Source organism: Aeromonas sp. s12 (genome assembly GCF_040907925.1).
Taxonomy (GTDB): Bacteria; Pseudomonadota; Gammaproteobacteria; order Enterobacterales; family Aeromonadaceae; genus Aeromonas; species Aeromonas veronii.
On record NZ_JBFOCT010000014.1, the window covers coordinates 1 to 22,928 of the forward strand.

Annotated in this window: 16 protein-coding genes; 5 read left to right on the forward strand and 11 right to left on the reverse strand. The window is 57.2% G+C overall.

The window, feature by feature from the left end:
- From AB5Y67_RS06635 to AB5Y67_RS06665, 7 genes are all read right to left on the reverse strand, one after another.
- A partial coding sequence (locus AB5Y67_RS06635) for a retention module-containing protein (protein ID WP_368207589.1) occupies positions 1–1,055 on the reverse strand: 1,055 nt, incomplete at its 3' end.
- A 263-nt stretch (positions 1,056–1,318) separates the two neighbouring features.
- The gene (locus tag AB5Y67_RS06640; RefSeq protein ID WP_042056178.1) at positions 1,319–3,244 is read right to left on the reverse strand and encodes an EAL domain-containing protein; all 1,926 of its coding nucleotides are present in this window, start codon (positions 3,242–3,244) and stop codon (positions 1,319–1,321) included.
- Between the two features lie 3 nt (positions 3,245–3,247).
- On the reverse strand, positions 3,248–4,000 hold the full coding sequence (locus AB5Y67_RS06645) for a transglutaminase-like cysteine peptidase (protein ID WP_005350994.1): 753 nt from the start codon (positions 3,998–4,000) through the stop codon (positions 3,248–3,250).
- Positions 4,001–4,135: 135 nt separating this feature from the next.
- The gene (locus AB5Y67_RS06650) at positions 4,136–5,461 is read right to left on the reverse strand and encodes a TolC family outer membrane protein (RefSeq protein ID WP_005359768.1); all 1,326 of its coding nucleotides are present in this window, start codon (positions 5,459–5,461) and stop codon (positions 4,136–4,138) included.
- Positions 5,462–5,498: 37 nt separating this feature from the next.
- Positions 5,499–6,932 carry an HlyD family type I secretion periplasmic adaptor subunit gene (locus AB5Y67_RS06655; RefSeq protein ID WP_005350982.1) on the reverse strand — a complete coding sequence of 478 codons (1,434 nt, stop codon included), beginning with the start codon at positions 6,930–6,932 and terminating at the stop codon, positions 5,499–5,501.
- Positions 6,925–9,069 carry a type I secretion system permease/ATPase gene (locus AB5Y67_RS06660; protein WP_005350980.1) on the reverse strand — a complete coding sequence of 715 codons (2,145 nt, stop codon included), beginning with the start codon at positions 9,067–9,069 and terminating at the stop codon, positions 6,925–6,927. The genes AB5Y67_RS06655 and AB5Y67_RS06660 overlap by 8 nt, the downstream gene beginning before the upstream one ends.
- Before the next feature lie 377 nt (positions 9,070–9,446).
- Complete coding sequence (locus tag AB5Y67_RS06665) at positions 9,447–10,376, reverse strand: TIGR01212 family radical SAM protein (protein WP_005337371.1); 930 nt, start codon at positions 10,374–10,376, stop codon at positions 9,447–9,449.
- Between the two features lie 213 nt (positions 10,377–10,589).
- Here AB5Y67_RS06665 and AB5Y67_RS06670 point away from each other — a divergent pair, with 213 nt between their 5' ends.
- From AB5Y67_RS06670 to AB5Y67_RS06680, 3 genes are read left to right on the forward strand one after another with little or no spacing between them, the layout of a single operon-like run.
- Positions 10,590–10,949 (forward strand): hypothetical protein, encoded by a 360-nt coding sequence (locus tag AB5Y67_RS06670; protein ID WP_199428583.1) that lies wholly within the window; start codon positions 10,590–10,592, stop codon positions 10,947–10,949.
- A 38-nt stretch (positions 10,950–10,987) separates the two neighbouring features.
- A complete protein-coding gene (gene gltB / locus AB5Y67_RS06675) occupies positions 10,988–15,445 on the forward strand; it encodes a glutamate synthase large subunit (protein WP_064341966.1) in 4,458 nt (1,485 codons plus the stop codon).
- Positions 15,446–15,457: 12 nt separating this feature from the next.
- Complete coding sequence (locus AB5Y67_RS06680) at positions 15,458–16,873, forward strand: FAD-dependent oxidoreductase (RefSeq protein WP_064341967.1); 1,416 nt, start codon at positions 15,458–15,460, stop codon at positions 16,871–16,873.
- A gap of 91 nt (positions 16,874–16,964) precedes the next feature.
- On the opposite strand, the gene AB5Y67_RS06685 is transcribed toward AB5Y67_RS06680, so the two are convergent.
- Together AB5Y67_RS06685 and AB5Y67_RS06690 are read right to left on the reverse strand one after the other, a co-directional pair.
- Positions 16,965–17,363, reverse strand: a complete 399-nt coding sequence (locus tag AB5Y67_RS06685; protein WP_064341968.1) for a nuclear transport factor 2 family protein — start codon at positions 17,361–17,363, stop codon at positions 16,965–16,967.
- Positions 17,364–17,374: 11 nt separating this feature from the next.
- Positions 17,375–17,953: an O-methyltransferase gene (locus tag AB5Y67_RS06690; protein WP_368207591.1), complete on the reverse strand. Its 579-nt coding sequence runs from the start codon at positions 17,951–17,953 to the stop codon at positions 17,375–17,377.
- A 286-nt stretch (positions 17,954–18,239) separates the two neighbouring features.
- On the opposite strand from AB5Y67_RS06690, the gene AB5Y67_RS06695 reads away from it, so the two are divergent.
- Complete coding sequence (locus AB5Y67_RS06695; RefSeq protein WP_005337380.1) at positions 18,240–19,535, forward strand: DEAD/DEAH box helicase; 1,296 nt, start codon at positions 18,240–18,242, stop codon at positions 19,533–19,535.
- Positions 19,536–19,633: 98 nt separating this feature from the next.
- On the forward strand, positions 19,634–20,284 hold the full coding sequence (locus tag AB5Y67_RS06700) for a DUF2913 family protein (RefSeq protein ID WP_127006442.1): 651 nt from the start codon (positions 19,634–19,636) through the stop codon (positions 20,282–20,284).
- Between the two features lie 94 nt (positions 20,285–20,378).
- Here AB5Y67_RS06700 and AB5Y67_RS06705 read toward each other — a convergent pair whose 3' ends face one another.
- Positions 20,379–20,618 carry a FeoC-like transcriptional regulator gene (locus AB5Y67_RS06705; RefSeq protein WP_005350974.1) on the reverse strand — a complete coding sequence of 80 codons (240 nt, stop codon included), beginning with the start codon at positions 20,616–20,618 and terminating at the stop codon, positions 20,379–20,381.
- Positions 20,615–22,885 carry a Fe(2+) transporter permease subunit FeoB gene (feoB, locus tag AB5Y67_RS06710; RefSeq protein ID WP_199428582.1) on the reverse strand — a complete coding sequence of 757 codons (2,271 nt, stop codon included), beginning with the start codon at positions 22,883–22,885 and terminating at the stop codon, positions 20,615–20,617. The genes AB5Y67_RS06705 and feoB overlap by 4 nt, the downstream gene beginning before the upstream one ends.
- Positions 22,886–22,928: the final 43 nt, after the last annotated feature.

Genomic DNA, 22,928 nt, shown 5'->3' on the forward strand with positions numbered 1-22,928 from the left:
ACTGTCAGGACGTTACCCACCAGGGTGCCACCCACCGCAGTGGCCCCCTCCGGCAAGTTGTCGAAGGTGTACACCAGGCTGGTCCAGGTCTCTGAACCATCGCCATCACTGATACTCACCGTGTTGGTCAGCAACACCTGTACCGTGCCATCCGTTTCGGTCGCACCCGCATTCAGGGCCTCAGCGTTGAAATCGATGTCACCTTGTGGAGTCACTATCAGCGTCAAGGTTGACGTGACGATATCAGTGCCATCGGTAACCACATAACTCACGGTAGGTACGGCTCCGGAATAATCAGGAGCCGGGGTAAAGGTGAAAGAACCATCACTATTGATGATCAGCGTGCCAATTCCTGTCAGAGTCGACGACACGCCAGCAGGTACGTCTATGTTGCTCCCCCAGCTGTAACTGATGATAGAGGCAGCCTGCGGACCATCGGGGTTGGAACTGTTTGCCAGTAGATTACCGCTTGTAGAGCTATCTTCATCAAGCGAAATGACCTCGCTTTCATCTAGCAGGATATTCTCCAGCGGCTCTGGCTCAAGCAGCGGTTCAGCTGCTTGTTCAGTGTTGATAAACGGCTCGGACTGATAGGTGGTATCAAACCCTGCAGCCGCTATCGTGGCATCGCCAGTTCGATCAATTGTGACGAAACCACCATTACCACTGGCCCCCGCAACCCCACCAATACCGCCACCACCACCGGCCGCTGGAGCTCCACCAGCAGCAGAAGCCTCAAAGTTTTGAGTCGGGTCAACACCTTGCAGAATCGATTCTTGCAATGCGGCAATATCTGAAGGTGCGCCTTCCTGGCTGGCCGCCACTTGCGGTTGAGCAGGTTCAGCGGACTCGGAACCGGCCGGAACATCCGATGCTGGAGTATCGTCATAAGGGGAAAGAGCCAGCTTGGCGTCATCAGCTATGGCCAATTTTGCTCCGGGTTGGAGAATTTCCCCTTTTTGCAGAGGGCGGCTGCTTCCATCAGCCAGCACAATCTCCACATTGCCTTCTATAGCTGAGACAACCACGGACTTGTCGATGATTTGGGTACGCATATCCATTGCTCCAAGGTGACAGATCTTGATGTCTACACCGTAGAAGGAGATAGCGCGCTGTTCCGTTGCAAAAAAGCGTACGTTCGAGAGGAATTCAACAAATAAACGGAAAAAAATCGAAGAGTTGGAATTTATTAATACAAATCAGAACTCTAGGTACAGCCCCATTCAAGACCGACCTTGAGTTGGTTATAGAAAAATGGCGAAAAGAGAAGTGACTGGTATAAAAAAGGCCCCTATCGGGGCCATTTCCAGCATTTAATTCAAGACAATGGGAAGGCGGGATGAACAAATCCCTGGTAACCATCGATATGCAACTTGGAAAGCAGTTCCACTTGATGTTGATCCTCGACACGGGTCGCAATGGTGGTCACACCGGCATTGTGTGCGGCGCGACACACTGCAGCCAGGAATGAGGTGTCAGCCCCCGGCTCCATAACCTGACTGGTATAACCGTGATCAACCTTGACATAAGCCGGCGACAACTCCTCCAGATAGCCCAGAGACTGGAAGTGACGACCATAGTGGTCAACCCCCCACTGGAAACCATGAGCTTGCAAGGTGCCAACCAACGCAGCCACGTTGTCTTTATGTTTCATGATGGCAGCTTCAGGTATTTCAAATAACAACCGCTCTTTGAGCTCTGCATGCTCGGTCAGATAGCGCGTCAGCCAGGTTAAAAACTCATCCGAGCAGAGCGAGCCAGCAGTGATGTTAATCGCCAGTACCAGATCAGACTGTTTTTGCAGTAATGGAACGCAAGCATCAAGCACCGCTTGGTCAAACTCGCCCCCCAATTTGAACTGTTCAATCGCGGGCAAGAACTGACCGGCAAAATAATCAGTACCATCCCGAGAGATAGAAGCAAACAGCTCGGCATGCAACCTTGCTCCATTATCAAACCGGCAAGCTGGTTGGGCTTTGAAGCGCCAAAGTTGTCGTGAAATTGCATCTTGTACCAGATCTCGCCAGGCCAAACGCCCCATCAAACCTTGCTCGGTACCCCCTTCCATCACCACAGCACCACGGCGTTCATTGCGCGCCTTGCCAAGCGCATTATCGGCTTTGGTCAACAAGGCAGAGAGATCATCATTGCCATCACGACCGGCAATACCAATGACGGAGAGCGCATCCCCTTCGCCCATTGGATTCACCACCAGATCGGCAATGCGGCTATTAATCACTTCAGCCAGCTCTTTTAGCTGAGTCAGATCGTCAGTTGGACAGAGCAGCGCATATTCCGTCGCGGAGATCCGTGCCAAGGCTGCGCCATCCCACCCTTTTAATTGCTCTTTCAAAGCCTGAGCTATCGATTTGACCATGTTGTCGCGGGCAGCAAAGCCTTCATCGCGATAGATATCATCCAGCATGTCGACCGCAACCAGCATGACGCCACCTTGGCCTGCCTCCGCTATCCATGCGTTTACCTGACCCACAAAATAGGCTCGGTTGCCAAGCCCCGACACGGCATCGACATAAACCCGCTCACGCAATTTCTCGGCCTCATCGGCTTGCTCTTTAAACTGCAACGCCAACTTGCTTGAGAGGGTGTTGATTGCCTGAACGACCTGCTTCAATTCATGGGTTTTAGGCTCCGGGATTGTATGACCGAAATGGTGCAGCTCAATCTCGACGGCTTGATCACAGATCTGTTTGAGTGGCTTGAGCAAGTAGTTGAGTGCTCTCATCAACAAAATTGTGGTGATCAAAAAGCCGACCAGAAACCAGCTCGCCAGCTCGCTCATCCCCCGCCACAACTCGTAATAAGCCTGGCCGGGGTGACCCACTACTTTTAATTTTCCAAGCTGCAACCAGCCAGATGTCAGAATTGATTCGTTGGATACCTCAGGAAAAAGTCCCAAATTTACAAACCACCGCGGTACCCCCTGAATATTGTTGGTATTTTCCTGCTCGATGACATCCTTTGATGCCAGCAGATCAAGGCGAACCAATCGATAATAGCCGCCATCAAAAATGGCCTGGATCACCGACTCGGCACCGACCTTGTCACCATTTTCCAGATAGGGGGTGAGCGCAAGCCCCAGCGAGGTTGCCGTATTGATGACCGTTGTTTCCTGTTGCTGCGCCAGATAAGTGCGGGTTGAATTGAATTGCACCCAGTATGTGGCCGCAAATAACAATCCAAACAGCAGCAGCATGGTGGCTAATAACTGTCGATAGAGCGTCATAGGTTAATCATCCAAATTCACCACTGGCCGAGCCAATCGCCCCGAGGTCATGCGATTGCGTAAATCATTCCATAATCCCAAGCGGGATGATTGACCAGCCAGTTCCCCTTGGCCTCGTGCCTTCATCAACCACAAGTGACTACCGTTAAAACTGTAAATAGGCACCAGATCACGCCGCTGTGTGGCTGGGCGAATCGAGCCTATCAAATTATCCAAAATAACCGGAACGGAAGAGGGTGTCTCATAATATGCCACCACCATGTGAAACTGGTTGTAATCAAGAGCCTTGACGTACACCATCCGCATTTTATCATCAGGGATCCCAAGCTCGAGCAGCGTAGAGTATTTGGCGATACTGAAATCTTCACAGTCTCCCCCGGCGGCTCCCAAAAATTCCAGCGGGGTTGCCCAATAATCCTTTTTGCGCCACAACTTGATATCGTCAATAAAACGCATCCGATTGAAAAAATTATTAACCCGCTCAAGCTTTTTTTCTTCGCTCAGGGCCCTGCCCTTCGTCTCCATGACCAACATACGCCAACTGGTTACACGCTTGCCAGCTCTGGCGCCATAGGTCTGCTCCGCCCGCTTGATCAAGTTGAGATCTTCCTGTGGCAGAGGCTGGCTGGCACAGAGCAGAAGTGAGAAGGGTAACAGCAGGATCCATAAGGAGTGGCGCAAAGCGCGTAGCGATCGGTATCTCCATTCATTGAGAAGATAACACCATCTGCTACCGGTACCACGCTGGAGTGTCACGTCATATTCCTGCTGCATTATTACTGCTGCACTCCTCAAAGCCCGTACAACAACCTGCGTTAGCCAAACATGGTGACTGCCAGCAGCAGTCACCATGTTGGCGTTCATGATCCCTGCGGGATCATGAACAAACGGTTATTGCCTGGCCTGCCATTCAGCGGGTTGTTTGACGCTAAATGCATTGAGCAGGCTGCCTGTCGCGTTGAGAATGCGATAGTCCGCCAGCAGTGCATCATACTCGGCAGTGATATAGCTGCGACGCGCCTCAAACAGTTCGTTCTCGGTGTTCAATACGTCCAGCAATGTCCGTTGACCCAACCCAAACTGCTTCTTGTACGCCTGTACGGTGTCATAGCTGGCGTCAACATGCTCTTTCAGGAAGGTCTTTTGCTTGGCCAACGACTCTTTCGCGTTCCAGGCCAGACGAGTGCCTTCCTCCACTTGGCGGAACGCATTCAAATGAATGTCTTTCGCCTGAGAGTAGAGCGCCGATGTTGCATTGCTCTCTGCCACATCAGAACCGCCACGGAACAGGTTGTAACGCATCCGCACCATTGCGGTCAGATCATCGTTGCGCCCTTTTACCGCATCGATATCCTCATTCCAGTTCTGATCGACCTCGAATGTTACATTCGGGTAGAAACCGGATTTGGCGCCTTCATGTTGATACTTGGCCGCTTCGATATCCTGCAGGGAAGAGAGCAGGGTCGGGTGGACTTCGGTCGCCGTTTTCAGCGCACTATCGAGGCTGGTCGGGATAAGCTCGGTATTGGGAACCGGCTGAACCAGATCTTTGGGCACCTCGTTCACGACACGAATAAATTCACTCTCTGCGTCGCGATAGTTGTTTTCAGCCGCAGCCTGATTTGAATAGGCCCTGGCAACACGACCTTCAATCTGGGTCTGATCCGCAGTAGAGCCAAGCCCTGAATCAGTCCGCTTGCTGATGTCGCTGCGGATTTGTTCGTGGGTTTCCAGGTTCTGTTTGGAGAGTTCCAAAATCTCCTGCTGACGCAGCATATTGAGGTAGACCTCAGCTACTCGCAGCGCGGTATTTTCAGCTTCGGAGATCATCGCCAGACGCTGGGCATTGGCTTCAGCTTCGGTTCTGGAGACGTTGTTGCTGACATCAAAGCCATCAAACAACATTTGCCGCAGACTGAGTCCAGCCTCTTTGCGAGTCATGGAATCATCAATATTGCTGTTGGCGCTGGCAGCGCGGGTAGAAGGGCTGTCAGTTTTTTCATAGCCTACGCCGCCACGCAGATCGATCGTAGGATAATAGCCCCCCTTGGCTCCATCATGCTGATAGAGTCGTGCCTGATACAGATCAAACGCTTCCTTGATCTTGGGATGCGTAGCAAGTGTCTGTGCCACCGACTCTTCCAGAGTCTGGGCCTGACCCAAACTCGGGATCAGGATGCAGCCACTGACCAGCATGGCAACAATCGTTTTTTTCATGTTATCTCCAGTCATGTTTTGTTTTTAGATTGTTGGCTTATCGTTCTCTCAGTGCCGACTGCTTTGCCCGTAAAATCGGCTTAAGCAAATAGTCTAGGACACTTTTTTTACCAGTAATGATATCAGCACTGGCTAACATACCGGGGATGATGGGAAGTGCGTTAAGCTCATCGCCCAAGTAACTCTTCTCTGTTCGAACCCGAACCAGATAAAAGGAGTTCCCCTCCTCATCCTGGATCGAATCCGCACTTATCTGTTCAACCTTGCCATGCAATCCTCCATAGATTGTAAAGTCATAGGCAGTAATTTTGACGATGGCATCCAGCCCCGGTCGCAGGAAGGCGATATCTTTCGGTGACACCTTGGCTTCTACCAGCAAGGTATCCTCCAACGGCACAATCTCCATCAAATCCATGCCGGGCTGAACCACGCCACCCAGGGTGTTGATCTTGAGTTTCTTGATGGTGCCCTTGAGCGGAGCAATCACGCTGGTCCGGTCAACCCTGTCTCGCAAGCCAACCTGCCCTTCTGATAACTGGCCAAGCCGCCCCTGTTTCTCATTCAGTTCAGTCTGGGAGTCTGCTCTGAACTTCAGCGCAATATCATTACGCTTGGAGATGGTCTCACGCAGTACCGAATTGAGTTTTGGGATCAGCAGACGGTTGCTCTCCAGCTCCCCCTGCATCTCGTTGACCTGCCGCTCCAGCTTGATTAGCTCCACTTGAGGCACTATACCCTCTTTCGCCAACGGACGGCTAATATTCAGTTCCTGTCTGGCCAAATCCACACTGCGATTCACGGTGCGGATCTTGGCATTCAGTTCAATCAGCTCCTGCTCTTTCTGTTCGATTTGCTGACCAAGAATATAGAGCTGGTTCTTCAGGTTATTGAGGCGATCCCGCTGTACAGAGCGCTCACGGTGCGCATATTCGGCAAAGACGGTTTCATAACCATCGGGGAACTGGATTGGCGCTTCGCCTACCACGACCTGCTCACGCCACCCCAGTGCCGGGTCGTTTTTCACCTCGACGCTGGCCATCTCGGCGCGCAGACGGGCCACATCCCCCTTGAGGGTGACCACCTCTTGCTCCCGTTCTCTAAAGTCGGAGCGGAAACGGGTGTCATCAATACGAAGCAGCGGCTGCCCCTTTTCGACGATATCCCCCTCTTTGACGAAGATCTCTTTGACGATCCCCCCTTCCAGGTTCTGGATCACCTGCAGCTGACGGGACGGAATAACCTTGCCCTGACCCACGGTGACTTCATCCAGTTCGGCCCAGGCCGCCCAGACGATGGCACTCATGAAAAAGAGGAAACAGCACCACAACAGGATGCGAGCTCCGGTCGGCGTGGTCAGCAGCACAGCTGCCGCGCCGTCATCGACAAATTCCAGATGCTCGGGTGCTGGCAATACCTCGCCGGAAGGCGTCTTTTTGCTGCGCTTGAACCAGTCCATGAGCCCCTTAACCATGGGACACCTCCTGCACGCGCACCTTGCCTTCCTTCAACTGCTGCAACACCACCTCTTTGGGGCCATCAGCAACGATCTGCCCCTGCTCGATGACGATCACTCGCGATGCCACGTCCAGCATCGAGGTTTTGTGAGTGATGAGGATCAATGTGGTTTCCGGGCCCAGTCTGGCGAGCTCTTGCTTAACCTGCATCTCGGACTGGTTGTCCATGTTGGAGGTCGGCTCATCCATCACCAGAATGGGGGGATCATTGAGCAGGGCGCGTGCCAGCAGGATCGACTGACGCTGACCACCGGAGAGCTGACGGCCACCCTCACCTATCTGCCGATCCAGCCCGTTGGGATCCCGGTTGGTAAAGTTGGTGACACCCGCCCGCTTGGCGGCGCGCAAGACTCTCACATCATCCACCAGCGGATTACCCAGCATGATGTTGTCCCGCACCGAGCCAAAGAAAAGAATGACATCTTGCGGGACACAACCAATATTGCGGCGGATCACCGCAGGTGGCAGTTGATCGAGTTCAAAACCGTCGATACGTACCGAGCCATCGGTCGGTCGATACAACCCCATCAACAGCTTCTCGAGGGTCGTTTTACCCGCCCCAATCCGGCCGATAATCGCCACCTTTTCGCCCGGCTGAATGCGCAAATTGATATTGTGCAGGGTGCTGGTTTCCATTCCCGGATATTTGAAGGAGACATTCTCGAATTCAATTCGACCGGCAATCACCGGATGATGAATATATTGCTTGCCCTCCTCCTGCTCACCCGGGGTTTGCATGATTTTTTCCAGAATATCCAGTGCTGACTTGGCCTGGTTATAACGGGTCGACAACACGGAGAGTTGTACCATGGGCGCAATGGCGCGACTGGAGAGCATCACGGCGGCAATCATGCCCCCCATGGTGACCAAACCTTCGGAGATCTGATAAACACCGACGATCACCAGACCGACCGTCACCACCTGCTGGATATAACTGGCCAGCGAGGACATGGAGTTGGTAATGCGGCGGGTCTGTACACCCCAGGTGGAAATATGGGAGACGGCCTGTTCCCAGCGATGCTGGAACATGCTCTCGGCGCCGAAAATCTTGACGGTTTCCAGCCCGGAAATACTTTCAATCAGGTTGGCGTTCTTCTGGGACGCAAGGCGTGAGCCCTCTTCGATGGACTGCTTGAGGGGCTCTTGAATATAGAAGCTGTAGGCGATGAGGATCAGCATGGCGACGATGGGAACCACCACCATTACGCCTGCAAACATCCAGATAATAAAAAGGAAGAAGACGGCAAAGGGGAGATCGATAAGAGTAGAAACCGTTGCGGAGGTGAAAAACTCCCGCACCGACTCAAATTCCTGCAGATGTTTGGCGAAAGCACCGGTGGAAGCGGGACGAGACTCCATCCTCATGCCCATCACCTTGGCGAAAATCTTGGCGGACAGCAGCACATCAGACTTTTTACCGGCAATGTCGATAAAGTAACTACGCAACTGCCGCATCACAAAATCGAAGGTAAAGACCACCATGGCCCCGACCGCCAGCACCCAGAGCGAATCAAACGCCAGATTGGGCACAATCTTGTCATAAACGTTCATGGTAAAGAGCGGACTGGCGATGGCAAACAGGTTGATCAGAATGGAGGCGATCAGCACATCGCGATAGATGCCGCGGGATTCGAACAAGGTGCTCCAGAACCAGTGTCCATCACGGGTTTCAAGCACCTTGGGCGAGCGTTCGTCAAACTTGAACTGCTTCTTTACATAGAAGAGTCGCCCCAGATATTCATCACCCAACTGGGCTGCGGTCAGCCATTGCGCGGCATCACCGGCCTGCGGGAAAATCACTTTCCCCTGGCTGCGATCTTCGTTCCACTCCAGCAATATGCAGGCGCCACCACTGCGCATCTGCAATACACAAGGCAGCAGCAAGGGAGAGATATCAGCCAGTGGCTGTATCACTTCACGGGCGGATAACCCGCCCCGCTCGGCAGCACGGCAAAAGAGTGCGGTAGTCAGGCGTCCGGAGACCAGTGGCAACCCGGTCGTCAGGGCATCCTGACTGTTGGGCACACCATAAAAACGGGTCAAGAAGACCAGACACTCCAATAACTCATCAATACGACTTGTTTCTGCTTGCATAGCATCCTGTCACTGCATAAATGAGGTAGATAAGAGCGTTCATCGCTCCTATTTCCCTGCTATAGCCACGCTAAAACCGAGTGGCCTTCCCGCTGATGAGACTGATCAGGGGATAAACCTGTCCAGATAGATCGCGACACTCATCCCCAATTTCCCGGCACAGCAGCAATGGCGGCATGATTCGTTATTGGTAAAAATAATCGGCTCATCAACACCATGCTAACACTGCAATCAGGGTGAATGTCGGAGTTAATTGATAATGAAATTTATTATGGCGCACCACTATATCAACCGGCACGTACCAAAACTATAGTTTAGGGTATGAAGTTTTTTATATAACCCTATGTTTTACGTGAAAATAATAATCTGGCGCTCAATTATAGGTCAGGAAGTATGAAGGGTCTGCCCAACGCGTGACCTTGCGGGCCGCTCAATGAGAGTGCTTTGGCAATGTCCGCCATGGCCGTCCAGCGGTTTTCACACCAGGCTGGCGCCAACAGGGTTGGACGGCGCGCGGAGGCCGAAATCCGGTGATACACCACTTCGGGCGGCGTGTGCTGGATCATGGCGACAGCGGCTTCCACATACTGCTCCAGCGTCAATACCTCAAGCCGCCCCGCCTGCCACGCTTTGCCAAGAGTACTGCCCTCTACTACATGAAGCGGATGGAGCTTGATCCCCTCAACACCGGTCTCCACGATGCGATGCAGGGTATCGAGGCTGTCCATCGGCACCTCGCCCGGCAGGCCGACGATCAGATGGGCACATACCTTGATGCCGCGCTGATGGGCACGTCTTACCGCATCCTCATAGGCGGCATAACCATGGCCGCGGTTGATCCGTTGCAGGGTCTTGTCGTTGGCACTTTGCAGCCCGAGCTCCAGCCACACCTCGTAACCCCGGGCCTGATAGCCCGCCAACAGATCCAGCACCGCATCCGGTACGCAATCGGGGCGAGTGCCCACGCAAAGCCCCACCATATCGCTCACCGACAGCGCCTCTTCATACATCCGCTGCAGATATTCGACCTCGGCATAGGTACTGGTATAGGCCTGAAAGTAGGCAAGATAGCGCTTGGCACGGGTGACTTCGTCCCGGCGAGCCAGCAGTTGTTGCACCACTGAGAGTTGCTGAGCCGACTCGTCGGCAAAAGAGGATACATTGCAGAAGGTGCAGCCACCGCGGCCCAGGGTGCCGTCACGGTTCGGGCAGGTGAAGGCCCCATGGATGGAGAGTTTGTGGATCTTCTGACCATGACGCTGCTTGAGATCCTGACCGAATGTATTGACGAGTTCGTGTAACTGCATGACACCTCCGCTAAAGGAGCGCCATTGTACGAGCTTGCGCAAAACAGGGGCTGAGCTGGATCAAGCTAGCGGAGAGGGTAAAACATATAAATACCCGACCAATTTTGAATAAATATAGAGAAAAAGCGCAAAAAAAGGATTTTTACAGTTCTTTGATGATTCAAACAGTAAACATCCATATGAAAATGAGACCTGATAACCCACTGTTGAACAATGAAAAATTCAAAGAGACCCGACAACACACAATTGCAAGCATGGGATATTGAAAATGTGATCCCTTCCGCTGTCGGCCACATCGGGTTGGTAAAATTACTACATTCGCCCATCGTCGCCGAGCGCACCATTGAGCTCGTCAATGGCGATATATTTAACCAACAAAATAAAACAAAACAGAATAAAAACTCCATAACTGCGAGCGAATCCCCCCAATCCGACATTTTGTTATGCGAATGTAACTATGAAGACAAACCTGACCTGCGATTGACCTCGCCAGAAAATCCCATTAGTTTGGAGATTCGCCACGTCAGGCAGACGGAACCACAAGAGCCAATCGCAATTTATGCAGTCAGGTGATGACTGTGCGATGCAAGGCCGAGCAAGGGAGAAATGCAATGTCACTATATGATCCAAAGCTGGAGAGGGATAACTGTGGCTTCGGCCTGTTGGCCCACATGGAAGGGGAAGCCAGCCACAAGCTTGTCCGTCTCGCGATGTCAGCATTGGCTCGCATGCAGCACCGCGGCGGGATCTCCGCCGATGGCAAGACCGGCGATGGTTGCGGTCTGCTGCTGCAAAAACCGGACAGCTTCTTCAGAGCTGTCGCCGAGGAGAAGGGATGGCACCTTGGCCGCAACTATGCGGTCGGCATGCTGTTTCTCAACCCTGACCCCGTATTGGCCCAGCAGACTCGCGACATCATCGACGAAGAGCTGGAAAAAGAGACCCTGAGTCTGGTCGGTTGGCGCAAGGTGCCCGTCGATACCAACGTACTCGGTACCATCGCCAAAGCCTCCCTGCCCAGCATTGAACAGGTCTTTGTCAACGCCCCGCCCGGCTGGGTCGACAAGGATCTCGAGCGCCGTCTCTATATCGTGCGCCGCCGCATCGAAAAGCGCGTCAACGACGACTACTTCTATGTGGTCAGCCTCTCCAACCTGGTCACCGTCTATAAAGGGCTGTGCATGCCGGTGGACTTGCCGCGCTTCTATCTGGATCTCGCCGACATCCGTATGCAGGCGGCCATCTGCGTCTTCCACCAGCGCTTCTCCACCAACACCAGCCCGCGCTGGCCGCTGGCGCAGCCGTTTCGCTATCTGGCCCACAACGGCGAGATCAACACCATCGCCGGCAACCGCCAGTGGGCCAAGGCGCGCAGCTACAAATTTGCGACGCCGCTGATCCCCGATTTGCAGGAAGCGGCTCCCTTCGTCAACACCACCGGCTCTGACTCCTCCAGCCTCGACAATATGCTGGATCTCTTCCTCGCCGGTGGCATGGACCTGTTCCGCGCCATGCGCCTGTTGATCCCGCCTGCATGGCAAAAACACCCGAACATGGATGACGACCTGCGCGCCTTCTACGACTTCAACTCCATGCATATGGAGCCGTGGGATGGCCCAGCCGGTATCGTCATGACCGACGGTCGCTACGCCACCTGCGCACTTGATCGCAACGGTCTGCGTCCGGCCCGTTACGTCATCACCAAGGACAAGTTCATCACCCTCGCCTCCGAGGTCGGCACCTGGGACTACACCCCGGACGAAGTGCTGGAGAAGGGCCGGGTCGGCCCGGGCGAGCTGTTCGTGGTCGATACCAGCAACGGCAAGGTGTGGACCAGCTTCGAGATCGATGACGACCTCAAGAACCGCCACACCTACAAGCAGTGGATGGATAAACATTGCCGCCGACTGGTCCCCTTCGAGCAGATGGACGACAGCCAGACCGGTAGCCGCGAGCTCTCCGACGACCAGCTGAAAACCTATCAGAAGCTGTTTGGCTACTCCTTCGAGGAGCTGGATCAGATCATCCGGGTACTGGGTGAGAACGGTCAGGAAGCGGTCGGCTCCATGGGGGATGATACCCCGATGGCGGTGCTCTCCTCCGGCCCGCGTACCCTCTATGACTACTTCCGCCAGATGTTTGCCCAGGTGACCAACCCGCCCATCGATCCGCTGCGGGAAAACCACGTGATGTCGCTGGCCACCTGTATCGGCCGCGAGCAGAACGTCTTCAACGAGACCTTCGGCCACGCCCACCGGGTGCTGTTCCAGTCACCGATCCTGCTCTACTCCGACTTCCACCAGCTGCTGGCACTGGAAGGTGAGTACTACCGTCATCAGGTGATCAGCCTCAACTTCAAGCCAGAAGAGGGGCTGGAAGCGGCGATCTTGCGCATCTGCGAGGAGGCCAAAACTGCTGCCAGGAGTGGCACCGTGCTGCTGGTGCTGTCGGATCGCGATATCAGCGCCGACACCCTGCCGATCCCGGCCGCCATGGCGGTGGGTGCAGTGCAGCGCACCCTGGTGGACAACAACCTGCGTTGCGACGCCAACATTCTGGTGGAGACCGCAAGCTGCCGCGATCCGCACCACTTCTCGGTGCTGCTGGGCTTTGGCGCGACCGCCATCTACCCCTATCTCGCCTACGAAACCCTGGCCAAACAGGTTGAAGAGGGCGTGCTCACCATGTCCCTGCGCCAGGCCATGGTCAACTACCGCAACGGCATCAACAAGGGGCTCTACAAGGTGATGTCCAAGATGGGCATCAGCACGGTCGCCAGCTACCGCTGCTCCCAGCTGTTTGAAGCAGTGGGTCTGGCCAAATCGGTGGTCGATACCTGCTTCCGCGGCGTATCGAGCCGTATTCAGGGTGCCGATTTTGCCGACATCCAGCAGGATCAGCACAATCTGGCCCGTCAGGCATGGCTGGTGCGCAAGCCCCTCCCCCATGGCGGCCTGCTCAAGTTCGTCCACGGCGGCGAGTACCACACCTACAACCCGGATGTGGTGCAGACCCTGCAAACCGCGGTGCGCTCCGGCAACTATGCCGATTACAAGGAGTACGCCCGTCTGGTGAACGAGCGCCCGGTTGCCACCCTGCGCGATCTGCTGGCACTGAAGAAGGTCGACAATCCGGTCGCGCTGGATCAGGTGGAGCCGGCCGACAAGCTGTTCCCCCGCTTCGACTCCGCCGCCATGTCCATCGGCGCCCTCGGCCCTGAGGCCCACGAGGCACTGGCTGTCGCCATGAACCGCCTCGGCGGTCAGAGCAACTCCGGCGAAGGTGGCGAAGATCCCAAGCGTTTCGGGACAGAGAAGAACTCCCGCATCAAGCAGGTGGCTTCCGGTCGCTTTGGCGTCACCCCCCACTACCTAATGAACGCCGATGTGGTGCAAATCAAGGTGGCTCAGGGGGCCAAGCCCGGCGAGGGTGGCCAACTGCCCGGTGACAAGGTGACTGCCCAGATCGCCCAGCTGCGCTATTCCGTGCCCGGCGTGACCCTGATCTCGCCACCGCCGCACCACGACATCTACTCCATCGAGGATCTGGCCCAGCTCATCTTCGACATCAAGCAGATCAACCCGAGCTGTCTGGTGTCGGTGAAACTGGTCTCCGAGCCCGGTGTGGGCACCATCGCTTGCGGCGTGGCCAAGGCCTATGCCGACTTTATCACCATCTCCGGTTATGACGGCGGCACTGGCGCGAGCCCCCTCACCTCGGTCAAATATGCCGGCTCCCCGTGGGAACTGGGTCTGGCCGAGACCCAGCAGGCGCTGGTCGCCAACGGTCTGCGCCACAAGGTGCGGCTGCAGGTGGATGGTGGTCTCAAGACCGGTCTCGACATCATCAAGGCGGCCATCCTCGGCGCCGAGAGCTTCGGTTTTGGCACAGGCCCCATGGTGGCACTCGGTTGCAAATACCTGCGGATCTGCCACCTGAACAACTGCGCCACCGGCGTTGCCACTCAGGATGAGAAGCTGCGTCGCGAGCACTTTACCGGTCTGCCGGAGATGGTGATGAACTACTTCAAGTTCATCGCCGAAGAGACCCGCGAGCTGATGGCCCAGCTCGGCGTCACCCAGCTGACCGACCTGATTGGCCGCACCGATCTGCTGGAAGCCCTGCCCGGCCTCACCGCCCGTCAGGCCAAGCTGGATCTCTCCGGCATTCTGGCCCGTCCGGTTGCTCCGGCAGGCTCCAGCCTGTTCAGCCAGCAGCACAACCCCACCTTCGACAAGGGGCCGCTCAACCTGAAAATGGTGGAGGATCTGCTGGAAGCGGTGGAAACCTCAAGCGGTGGCGAGTTCCGCTACGACATTCGCAACACCGACCGCTCGGTGGGTGCGCGCCTCTCGGGCGAGATCGTCAAACGTCACGGCAATCAGGGAATGGCGGCGGATCCGGTCAAGGTGCACTTCAACGGCACCGCAGGCCAGAGCTTCGGCGTCTGGAACGCGGGTGGCCTTGAGATGATCCTCACCGGTGACGCCAACGACTACGTGGGCAAGGGGATGACCGGCGGCAAGCTGGTGATCAAGCCCCATGTCGGTGTGGCGTTCAAATCCCATGAAGCGGCCATCATCGGCAACACCTGCCTCTACGGCGCCACCGGCGGCAAACTCTACGCCGCAGGCACTGCCGGCGAGCGTTTCGCGGTGCGCAACTCCGGCGCCCTGGCGGTGGTCGAGGGAATTGGCGACAACGGTTGTGAATACATGACCGGCGGCATCGTCACCGTGCTCGGTCAGACCGGCGTCAACTTCGCGGCGGGTATGACCGGCGGCTTTGCCTACGTGCTCGACGAGTGCGGCAACTTCGCCAAGCGCACCAACCCCGAGCTGGTGGAACTGCTGGACGTGGCGGATCTCGCCATCCATCAGGAGCACCTGCGCGGCATCATCACGGCGCACCTCAATGAGACCGGCAGCTCGCGCGCCGAGGAGATCCTGGCCAACTTCGACTCCTATGTGCCCAAGTTCAGGCTGATCAAACCCAAGTCCAGCGACGTGAAATCGCTGCTGGGTCACACCAGCCGTTCCAGTGCAGAACTCAGAATCCAGGCGCAATAAGGAGGGAACCCTATGAGCCAGAACGTATTTCAGTTTATCGATGTCCAGCGGGTCGACCCGCCCAAGAAGCCACTCAAGATCCGCAAAATCCAGTTTGTGGAGATCTACGAGTCCTTCAATCAGCCGCAGGTACAGATGCAGGCGGATCGCTGCCTCGAGTGCGGCAACCCCTACTGCGAGTGGAAGTGTCCGGTCCACAACTACATCCCCAACTGGCTGAAACTGGCCAAAGAGGGGCGCATTCTGGAGGCGGTGGAGCTCTCCCACCAGACCAACAGCCTGCCGGAAGTGTGCGGTCGGGTCTGCCCGCAGGATCGCCTTTGCGAGGGCTCCTGCACCCTCAACGATCGCTTCGGCGCGGTGACCATCGGCAACATCGAAAAATACATCACCGACAAGGCGTTCGAGATGGGCTGGAAGCCCGATCTCTCGAACGTGGTCAAGACCGGCAAGCGGGTCGCCGTTATTGGCGCGGGCCCGGCGGGTCTTGCCTGCGCCGACGTACTGGCACGCAACGGCGTCACCCCGGTGGTGTTTGACAAGTATCCGGAAATTGGCGGCCTGCTCACCTTCGGCATCCCCTCCTTCAAGCTGGAAAAAGAGGTGATGCAGCGTCGCCGCGAGATATTCCAGGGGATGGGCGTGGAGTTTCGTCTCGAGACCGAGGTGGGCCGTGATGTCACCTTCGCCGATCTGCTCGGCGAGTTCGATGCGGTCTTCCTCGGGGTAGGCACCTACAAGTACATGAAGGGCGGCTTTGCCAACGAAGAGGCGCCGGGCGTCTATGATGCCCTGCCCTACCTCATCGCCAACGCCAACCGGTTGCTGGGCTTTGAGAAGGCGCAAGCCGACTATATCGACTTCGCCGGCAAGCAGGTGGTGGTGCTGGGCGGTGGCGATACCGCCATGGACTGTGTACGTACCGCCATCCGTCAGGGGGCCGCCAAGGTGATCTGTGCCTATCGCCGCGACGAGGAGAACATGCCGGGTTCCAAGCGGGAGGTGAAAAACGCCCGCGAGGAGGGGGTTGAATTCATGTTCAACCTGCAACCGGTAGCTGTCGAGCTGGATGCCCATGGTCGCACCGTCGGCATCAAGGTGGTGAGCACCGAGCTGGGTGAACCCGACGCCAATGGCCGCCGCAATCCGGTGATCATCGAGGGCTCCGAGCAGGTGCTGGCTGCCGATGCGGTGGTGATGGCGTTTGGCTTCCAGCCCAACCCCCAGCCCTGGATGGCGGAGTTCGGCATCGAGCTCGACAACCGGGATCGCATCAAGGCCCGCGAGCAGGCGGAGTATGCCTTCCAGACCAGCAACCCCAAGGTGTTCGCCGGTGGCGACGCGGTACGTGGCTCCGATCTGGTGGTGACCGCCATCTACGAAGGGCGCAAGGCGGCCGAAGGGATCATGGACTATCTGGCGGTCTGATCCGACCGGCCAAGACCCTGATGCACTTTCACTATCAGCCCCGCCAATGCGGGGCTGATTTCTTTGACATGCCGCCAGTGAATAGCGATGGCTAACTCTTTGGCATCGGACAAACCCAAGAACTGCGCCATTCTGGCGCGGCATACTCATCGGGCCAATACTCGGTCTGCTGTTGAATTTTACCTTCCGCAACATGGTGAAATGTGATGGCGCGAGCATTTACGACCCCATCGCTGACCAGCACCTCACTGACCACCTCACTCCCTTGTGCCAGAAGACGGACAATCTCGAAGCGCCACAGGCCAGCTGCGGGGTAGCGACGATTGATCTCAATAAAATTCTCTCGCCCCACAATCCGTTCTCCCGATTGGGGCCAGTCACAGAAAAAATCATCTCCCAGCCAGCTTGCCGCCTTCGCAAAGTCATTGCTCTGCATCTCCTGCCAATAGGCCTCTACCACTGCTTTTGGCTCCATGGTGTTCAATTCCATACTCACTCTCCCTACAAACGCACCACCAGCCACTCCCCCTTGCCGACCGGCACCAGCGAGGTGGCAAAGGCCGGGTCCTGCCCGACCTCGTTCATCCACTCCACCATCTCGCGGTGATGGGAGATGGCGTTATCAACCACCAGCAGGCCACGGGGTGCCAGCAGGCGGCGGATCTGCGGCCACCATGCCCGGTAGTGCTGACGATCCGAATCGAGGAAGATGAGCTGATAGCCGGCTTGCGGCAAGGTCGGTAACAGCTCGCCTGCATCCCCTGCCAGCAAGGTTACCCAGGGGGCCAGCCCTGCCCTCTGAAAGTTGTCATGGGCCAGCACGCGCTTATCCTCATCCAGCTCAATGGTGGTCACGTGCCCCTCCAGCCGACGCACCGCTTCTGCCAGCCAGAGTGTGGAGTAACCATTGGAGGTGCCGATCTCCAGCACCGCCTGCGCCCCACGGGTCTGCACCAATACTGAAAGCAACTCCCCCGTGTCGCGGGTGATATTGAGCAACTTGCGGTGGCGTGCCTGCTGCATGCTGTCATTGCGCTCGCCAAGCTGCTCCAGCTGGCGTTTTAACTGTTCCAGTTCCATCGATATCCCTTTCGTCCTTGCCCAAAACCATTATCCCACACCCTTGGCTTGGTCTTTGGGAGTCAAATGATTGCTTTCAACCACCATTCACACCACAAAGGATGAGAAAAGGACAACCATTTGAGGCAGAATTTGTGACGTCTATCTGTTACACTTCGCGCCCGCCATTTTCCGGCTCACTCTCTGACTTGATGTCAGGCGCAGCCGTCGGTGGTTACAACCTCCGTCTCGCTCATGCCGAGCTAACCAAGCCAAACACAGCCCAGCTGGAACACAGGAACCCATTATGAGATTTGAATCGTTCGATTTTGCCCCCGAGATTTTGCGTGCTGTCTCAGATTGCGGTTATCAGGAGATGACCCCTGTGCAGCAACAGGCGATCCCGGCCATTCGCCGTGGCCGCGATGTGCTGGCCAGCGCCCAGACCGGTACCGGCAAGACCGCCGCCTTCGCCCTGCCCATCTTGCAGCGTCTGGTAGACAATCCGGCTCCGGTCCAGCCTTCCAACGCCCGTGTGCTGATCCTGACCCCGACCCGCGAGCTGGCGGCTCAGGTGGCGAGCAACATCAATGACTTCGCCAAGTATCTCGATATCACCACCATCACCATCGTCGGCGGTGGCAAGCAGGACGTGCAGGCCAAGAAGCTCAAAGCGGGCGCTCACATCATTGTGGCCACCCCGGGCCGTCTGCTGGAGCACCTCACCGCCTGCAACCTCAGCCTCTCTGGCGTCGAGTGTCTGGTGATGGATGAAGCGGATCGCATCCTCGACATGGGCTTCAGTGCCGATGTGCAGAAGATCCTGCAAGCGGTCAACAAGACCCGTCAGAACCTGCTCTTCTCCGCCACCTTCTCCGATGCGGTGAAGAAGCTGGCCAACCTGATGCTGGACAGACCGCAGATTGTCAGCGTCAACAAGCAGAACTCCACCGCCGACACCGTCAGCCACACCGTCTATCCGGTCGAGCAGAAGCGCAAGCGCGAGCTGCTCTCAGAGCTGATTGGCAAGCAGAACTGGCAGCAGGTGCTGGTGTTCGCCAGTACCCGCGAGAGCTGTGATGTGCTGGTCGAGGAGCTGAACCTCGACGGCATCAAGTCCGCCGTTGTCCATGGCGAGAAGGCCCAGGGCAACCGTCGCCGCGCCCTGCGCGAATTCATGGAAGGCAAGGTACGGGTACTGGTCGCCACCGAAGTGGCCGCCCGTGGTCTGGACATTCCGGATCTGGAATACGTGGTCAACTATGATCTGCCGTTCCTGGCGGAAGATTACGTGCACCGCATCGGCCGTACCGGTCGTGCCGGCAAGCGCGGCATGGCCATCTCCTTCGTCAGCCGTGAAGAGGAGCGCACCCTGCTGGAGATCGAGGCCCTGATCGGCCAGAAGATCCGCCGCATCATGGTGCCTGGCTATGAGGTGAGCAGCCGTGACGAGCTGATCAAACAGCTGCAGGAGCGTCGCCGCTTCGGCAAGCGCCCGCAGCGTGAAGATAACGCCGTAGCCCAGGTGATGGCCGAAGCCAAGCTGCAGGGTCAGCGCCTCAAGCGTCTGGCCGCCGCCAAGAAGCCCCGTCAGCCGAAATAAGGCGGGCAGTTGCTCTATTGAACCGCAAAGGCGCCACTGGCGCCTTTGCCATCTCTGTCATCGGTGTTGGCCCCTGGTGGTCAACTCAAGGATTGCTTATGACCTCTCCGACCTACAATCAGGCCCTGCTCGAGATGGCCACCCAGAGCCTGGCCGAACTGGCCCGCACCGCCGAGCAAAAGGCGGGCAAGCGCACTCCGGCGCAAGAGAGCCACTTTCTCTGCACCTGGATGGCCGACTCCCTCAAGGAGAAGCGCTTCTCCCGTCTGGTGATGGAAGATTTGAAAGCTTGGGTGCAGCTTGGCCGCACCCTGGGCGCGGGTGCCGATCTCAAGGGATTGCTGGAGCGCATCGCCTTCCAATACCAGTGCGCCATGACCAATCCGCAGCAATTGGGAGCCAAGCTGGCTGCCCTGCTGGAGGAGCTCTCAGCGGCAGGCTGGCTGGTGCTGACCGAGAGCGAGGTGAACGCCAAGCTGCGCCTGCAATCGGGCGGTCAGGCGAGTCTGGTGGTAAGCCATAGCGAATATGCAGGCCATATCGAGGACGGTGAGCTTGTCAAACCCCTCACCCTCTATGTGCGCGGTGACGAGAAGGTGCTGGCCGAGGCGGCCTTCAAGCACGGCCTGCTGCTGAGCCAGGGCAACAAGAAGACCACCCTGGTCAAACATCACAAGGCCTACCGGCTGATGCCAGACAACGCCCAACCGGCGCTGGCACTGCTGAGCGAGGCTCGCCAGAGCGCCTGATCCCGCCTGTTTTCAGCAATAAAAACGGCAGACCCTTGAGCAGGATCTGCCGTTTTTTATTGTTCGATCTTTGGTGATGAGGTTGGGTAGTCGTTTAGCGGATCTTGATGCCAATCTGGCCCGCGTCACACCACTCGAACATCACCTCCTCGCTCTTGCCGCAGCAACTGCCACCACAGACCCGACTCTCGCGCTTGATGACCCGCCCCTTGCGCATCCAGACGCCGAGCATGGCCTCCACCGCATCTTCCGAGGTGTGGAAATGGCGAGCCAGATCGCGCCGGCTCACCTTCTGCTGCGCGGCGAGGTAATCCCCCAGCTCGCGCAGGATCATAAGGTCACCACCTTGCGGGCGACGATGTCACCGTGACGGCGACCGGCCCACCAGAGCAGTACCAGAGAGAGGCCGTAGCTGGCGATCCAGAACAGGCTCTTCTCCGGATGAGCGGCAAAGGTCGCGACCTGATAGAAGAGGGTCGCGCACATAAAGGCCATATAGTTGCACCAAGCGGCGGTAAAGAGCGCCCACTGACGACCGGTTTCCCGCACCAGCGCGCCCATGGCGGCGGCGCAAGGCATGTAGAGCAACACGAACAATAGGTAGGCAAAGGCACCGGCCGCCCCGTCGAAGTGGGTCTGCATGTTGCCGTAGGTGGAGACATCCACCTCCTGCGCCTCGGCGGCAGCTTTCTGGTCGTCGAGGTTGCCAACATCAAGCCCCATGGGGTCGCTCGGGTTGATCTCCGCCAGATTGGCCGCCACGGCATCGATCGCCTCGTGGAAACTGGCCACCAGCGAGAACTCGCTCTCCTCCTCTTCACCACCACCACCGGCGTAGAGGCTGTTGAGGGTACCGACCACTGCCTCTTTGGCGAAGATACCGGTGACGATACCGACCGTGGCCTGCCAGTTGTCATCGCGTACACCTATGGGGTGCAGCACCGGGGTCACCGCCTGGCTGATTTTGCTCAGCACCGAACTCTCCTGCTCCTGATGGCCAAAGCTGCCATCGGTACCCAGGGAGTTAAGCACGCTCAGCACGGCGACCACCAGTACGATGGTTTTACCGGCGCCAAAGACGAAGGATTTGAGCTTCTGCCAGGTCTTGATGGCAACGTTGACCGGACGCGGCCACTCGTAATCCGGCATCTCCATCAGCATGGAGTCGCTCTTGCCCGGCAGCAGGGTGCTGCGCAGCAACAGGCCGGTGAGCACCGCCACCAGAATGCCGATGAGGTAGAGACCGAACACCAGGTTCTGACCTGACTCGGGGAAGAAAGCCACCGCAAACAGGGCGTAAACCGGCAGACGGGCACCGCACGACATGAAGGGGGCCATGGCGGAGGTCATCAGCCGCTCCCGCTCGGAGTTGAGTGTGCGGGTCGCCATCACCGAGGGGACGGTACAACCAAAGCCCATCAGCATCGGTACGAACGCCTTGCCCGGCAGGCCGAGGCGGCGCATCAGGGCATCAACCACGAAGGCGGCACGGGCCAGATAGCCGGAGCTCTCCAGCACCGCGAGGAAGAGATAGAGGCAGCCAATCACCGGAATAAAGGTGGCCACGGTCTGCAAACCAACGCCAAAGCCGTCTGCCAGAATGGCGCCCAGCCACTCGGGGGCATTGACCAGTCCCAGCAGGTGGTGCACCCCATCGACAAACAGGGCGCCGCCCATGATGTCAAAGAAGTCGATAAAGGCGCTGCCAACGTTGATGGCAAACAGGAACATCAGGTACATGACAAACAGGAAGAAGGGGATGCCAATCCAGCGATTGAGCAGCACCCGATCCAGCCACTCGCTCTGGGCCTCGGTGAGCTTGCCCTTCTGCTGACGAGCCTGTTGTACCCACTGGTGGATATGGCCGTAGCGAATATCCGCCAGCTGCAGGTCGATATCCTGTCCCTGATGGGCGCGAGCCACTACATTGGCGGCGGCCGCCTGCTGACCGGGCAGCAGGGTCTCCTGCATCACCGCATCCTCTTCCAGCAGGCGCAGGGCGCGGCCACGGGTAGTGAGGTGATGCGGGGCGAGCAGGGTCTCCAGCTCCGCCAGATCGGTTTCAAGCGCGTGGCCGTAATCGAGCTGCAAGGCGGCTTGCGGCTGACCGATAAACTGGCGGATCTGCTGCTTGAAGGCGGCAACCTGCTTGCTGTTGTGGGCAGAGAGGGCCACCACCGGGCAACCGAGGGATTTGCCGAGCTTGCTCTCGTCGATGACGATGCGGCGCTTTTGCAGGATATCCAGCTTGTTGAGCACCACCACCATGGGCAGGCCCAGTTCGCGCAGTTGCAGCGTGAGGTAGAGGGAGCGCTCCAGATTGGCGGCGTCGATGACGTTGAGCAGCAGGTCGGGTTGTTGGCCCTGGGCAAAGCGGCTGGCGATCTGCTCGTCCAGACTGCCATCCTGACTGGCCAGGCTATAGATGCCGGGCAGATCCATCAGCTTGAAGTGATGTTCACCCGCGCTGAACTCACCCATCTTCTTGTCGACGGTGACACCACTCCAGTTGCCTACCTGCTGGCGGGCGCCGGTCAGGGCGTTGAACAGGGAGGTCTTGCCGCTATTGGGGTTACCTACCGTTACCAGGGAATAATTCATACCAGCTCTACCTCTATTTTCTTCTGAACCCGCCGCGTGCGTG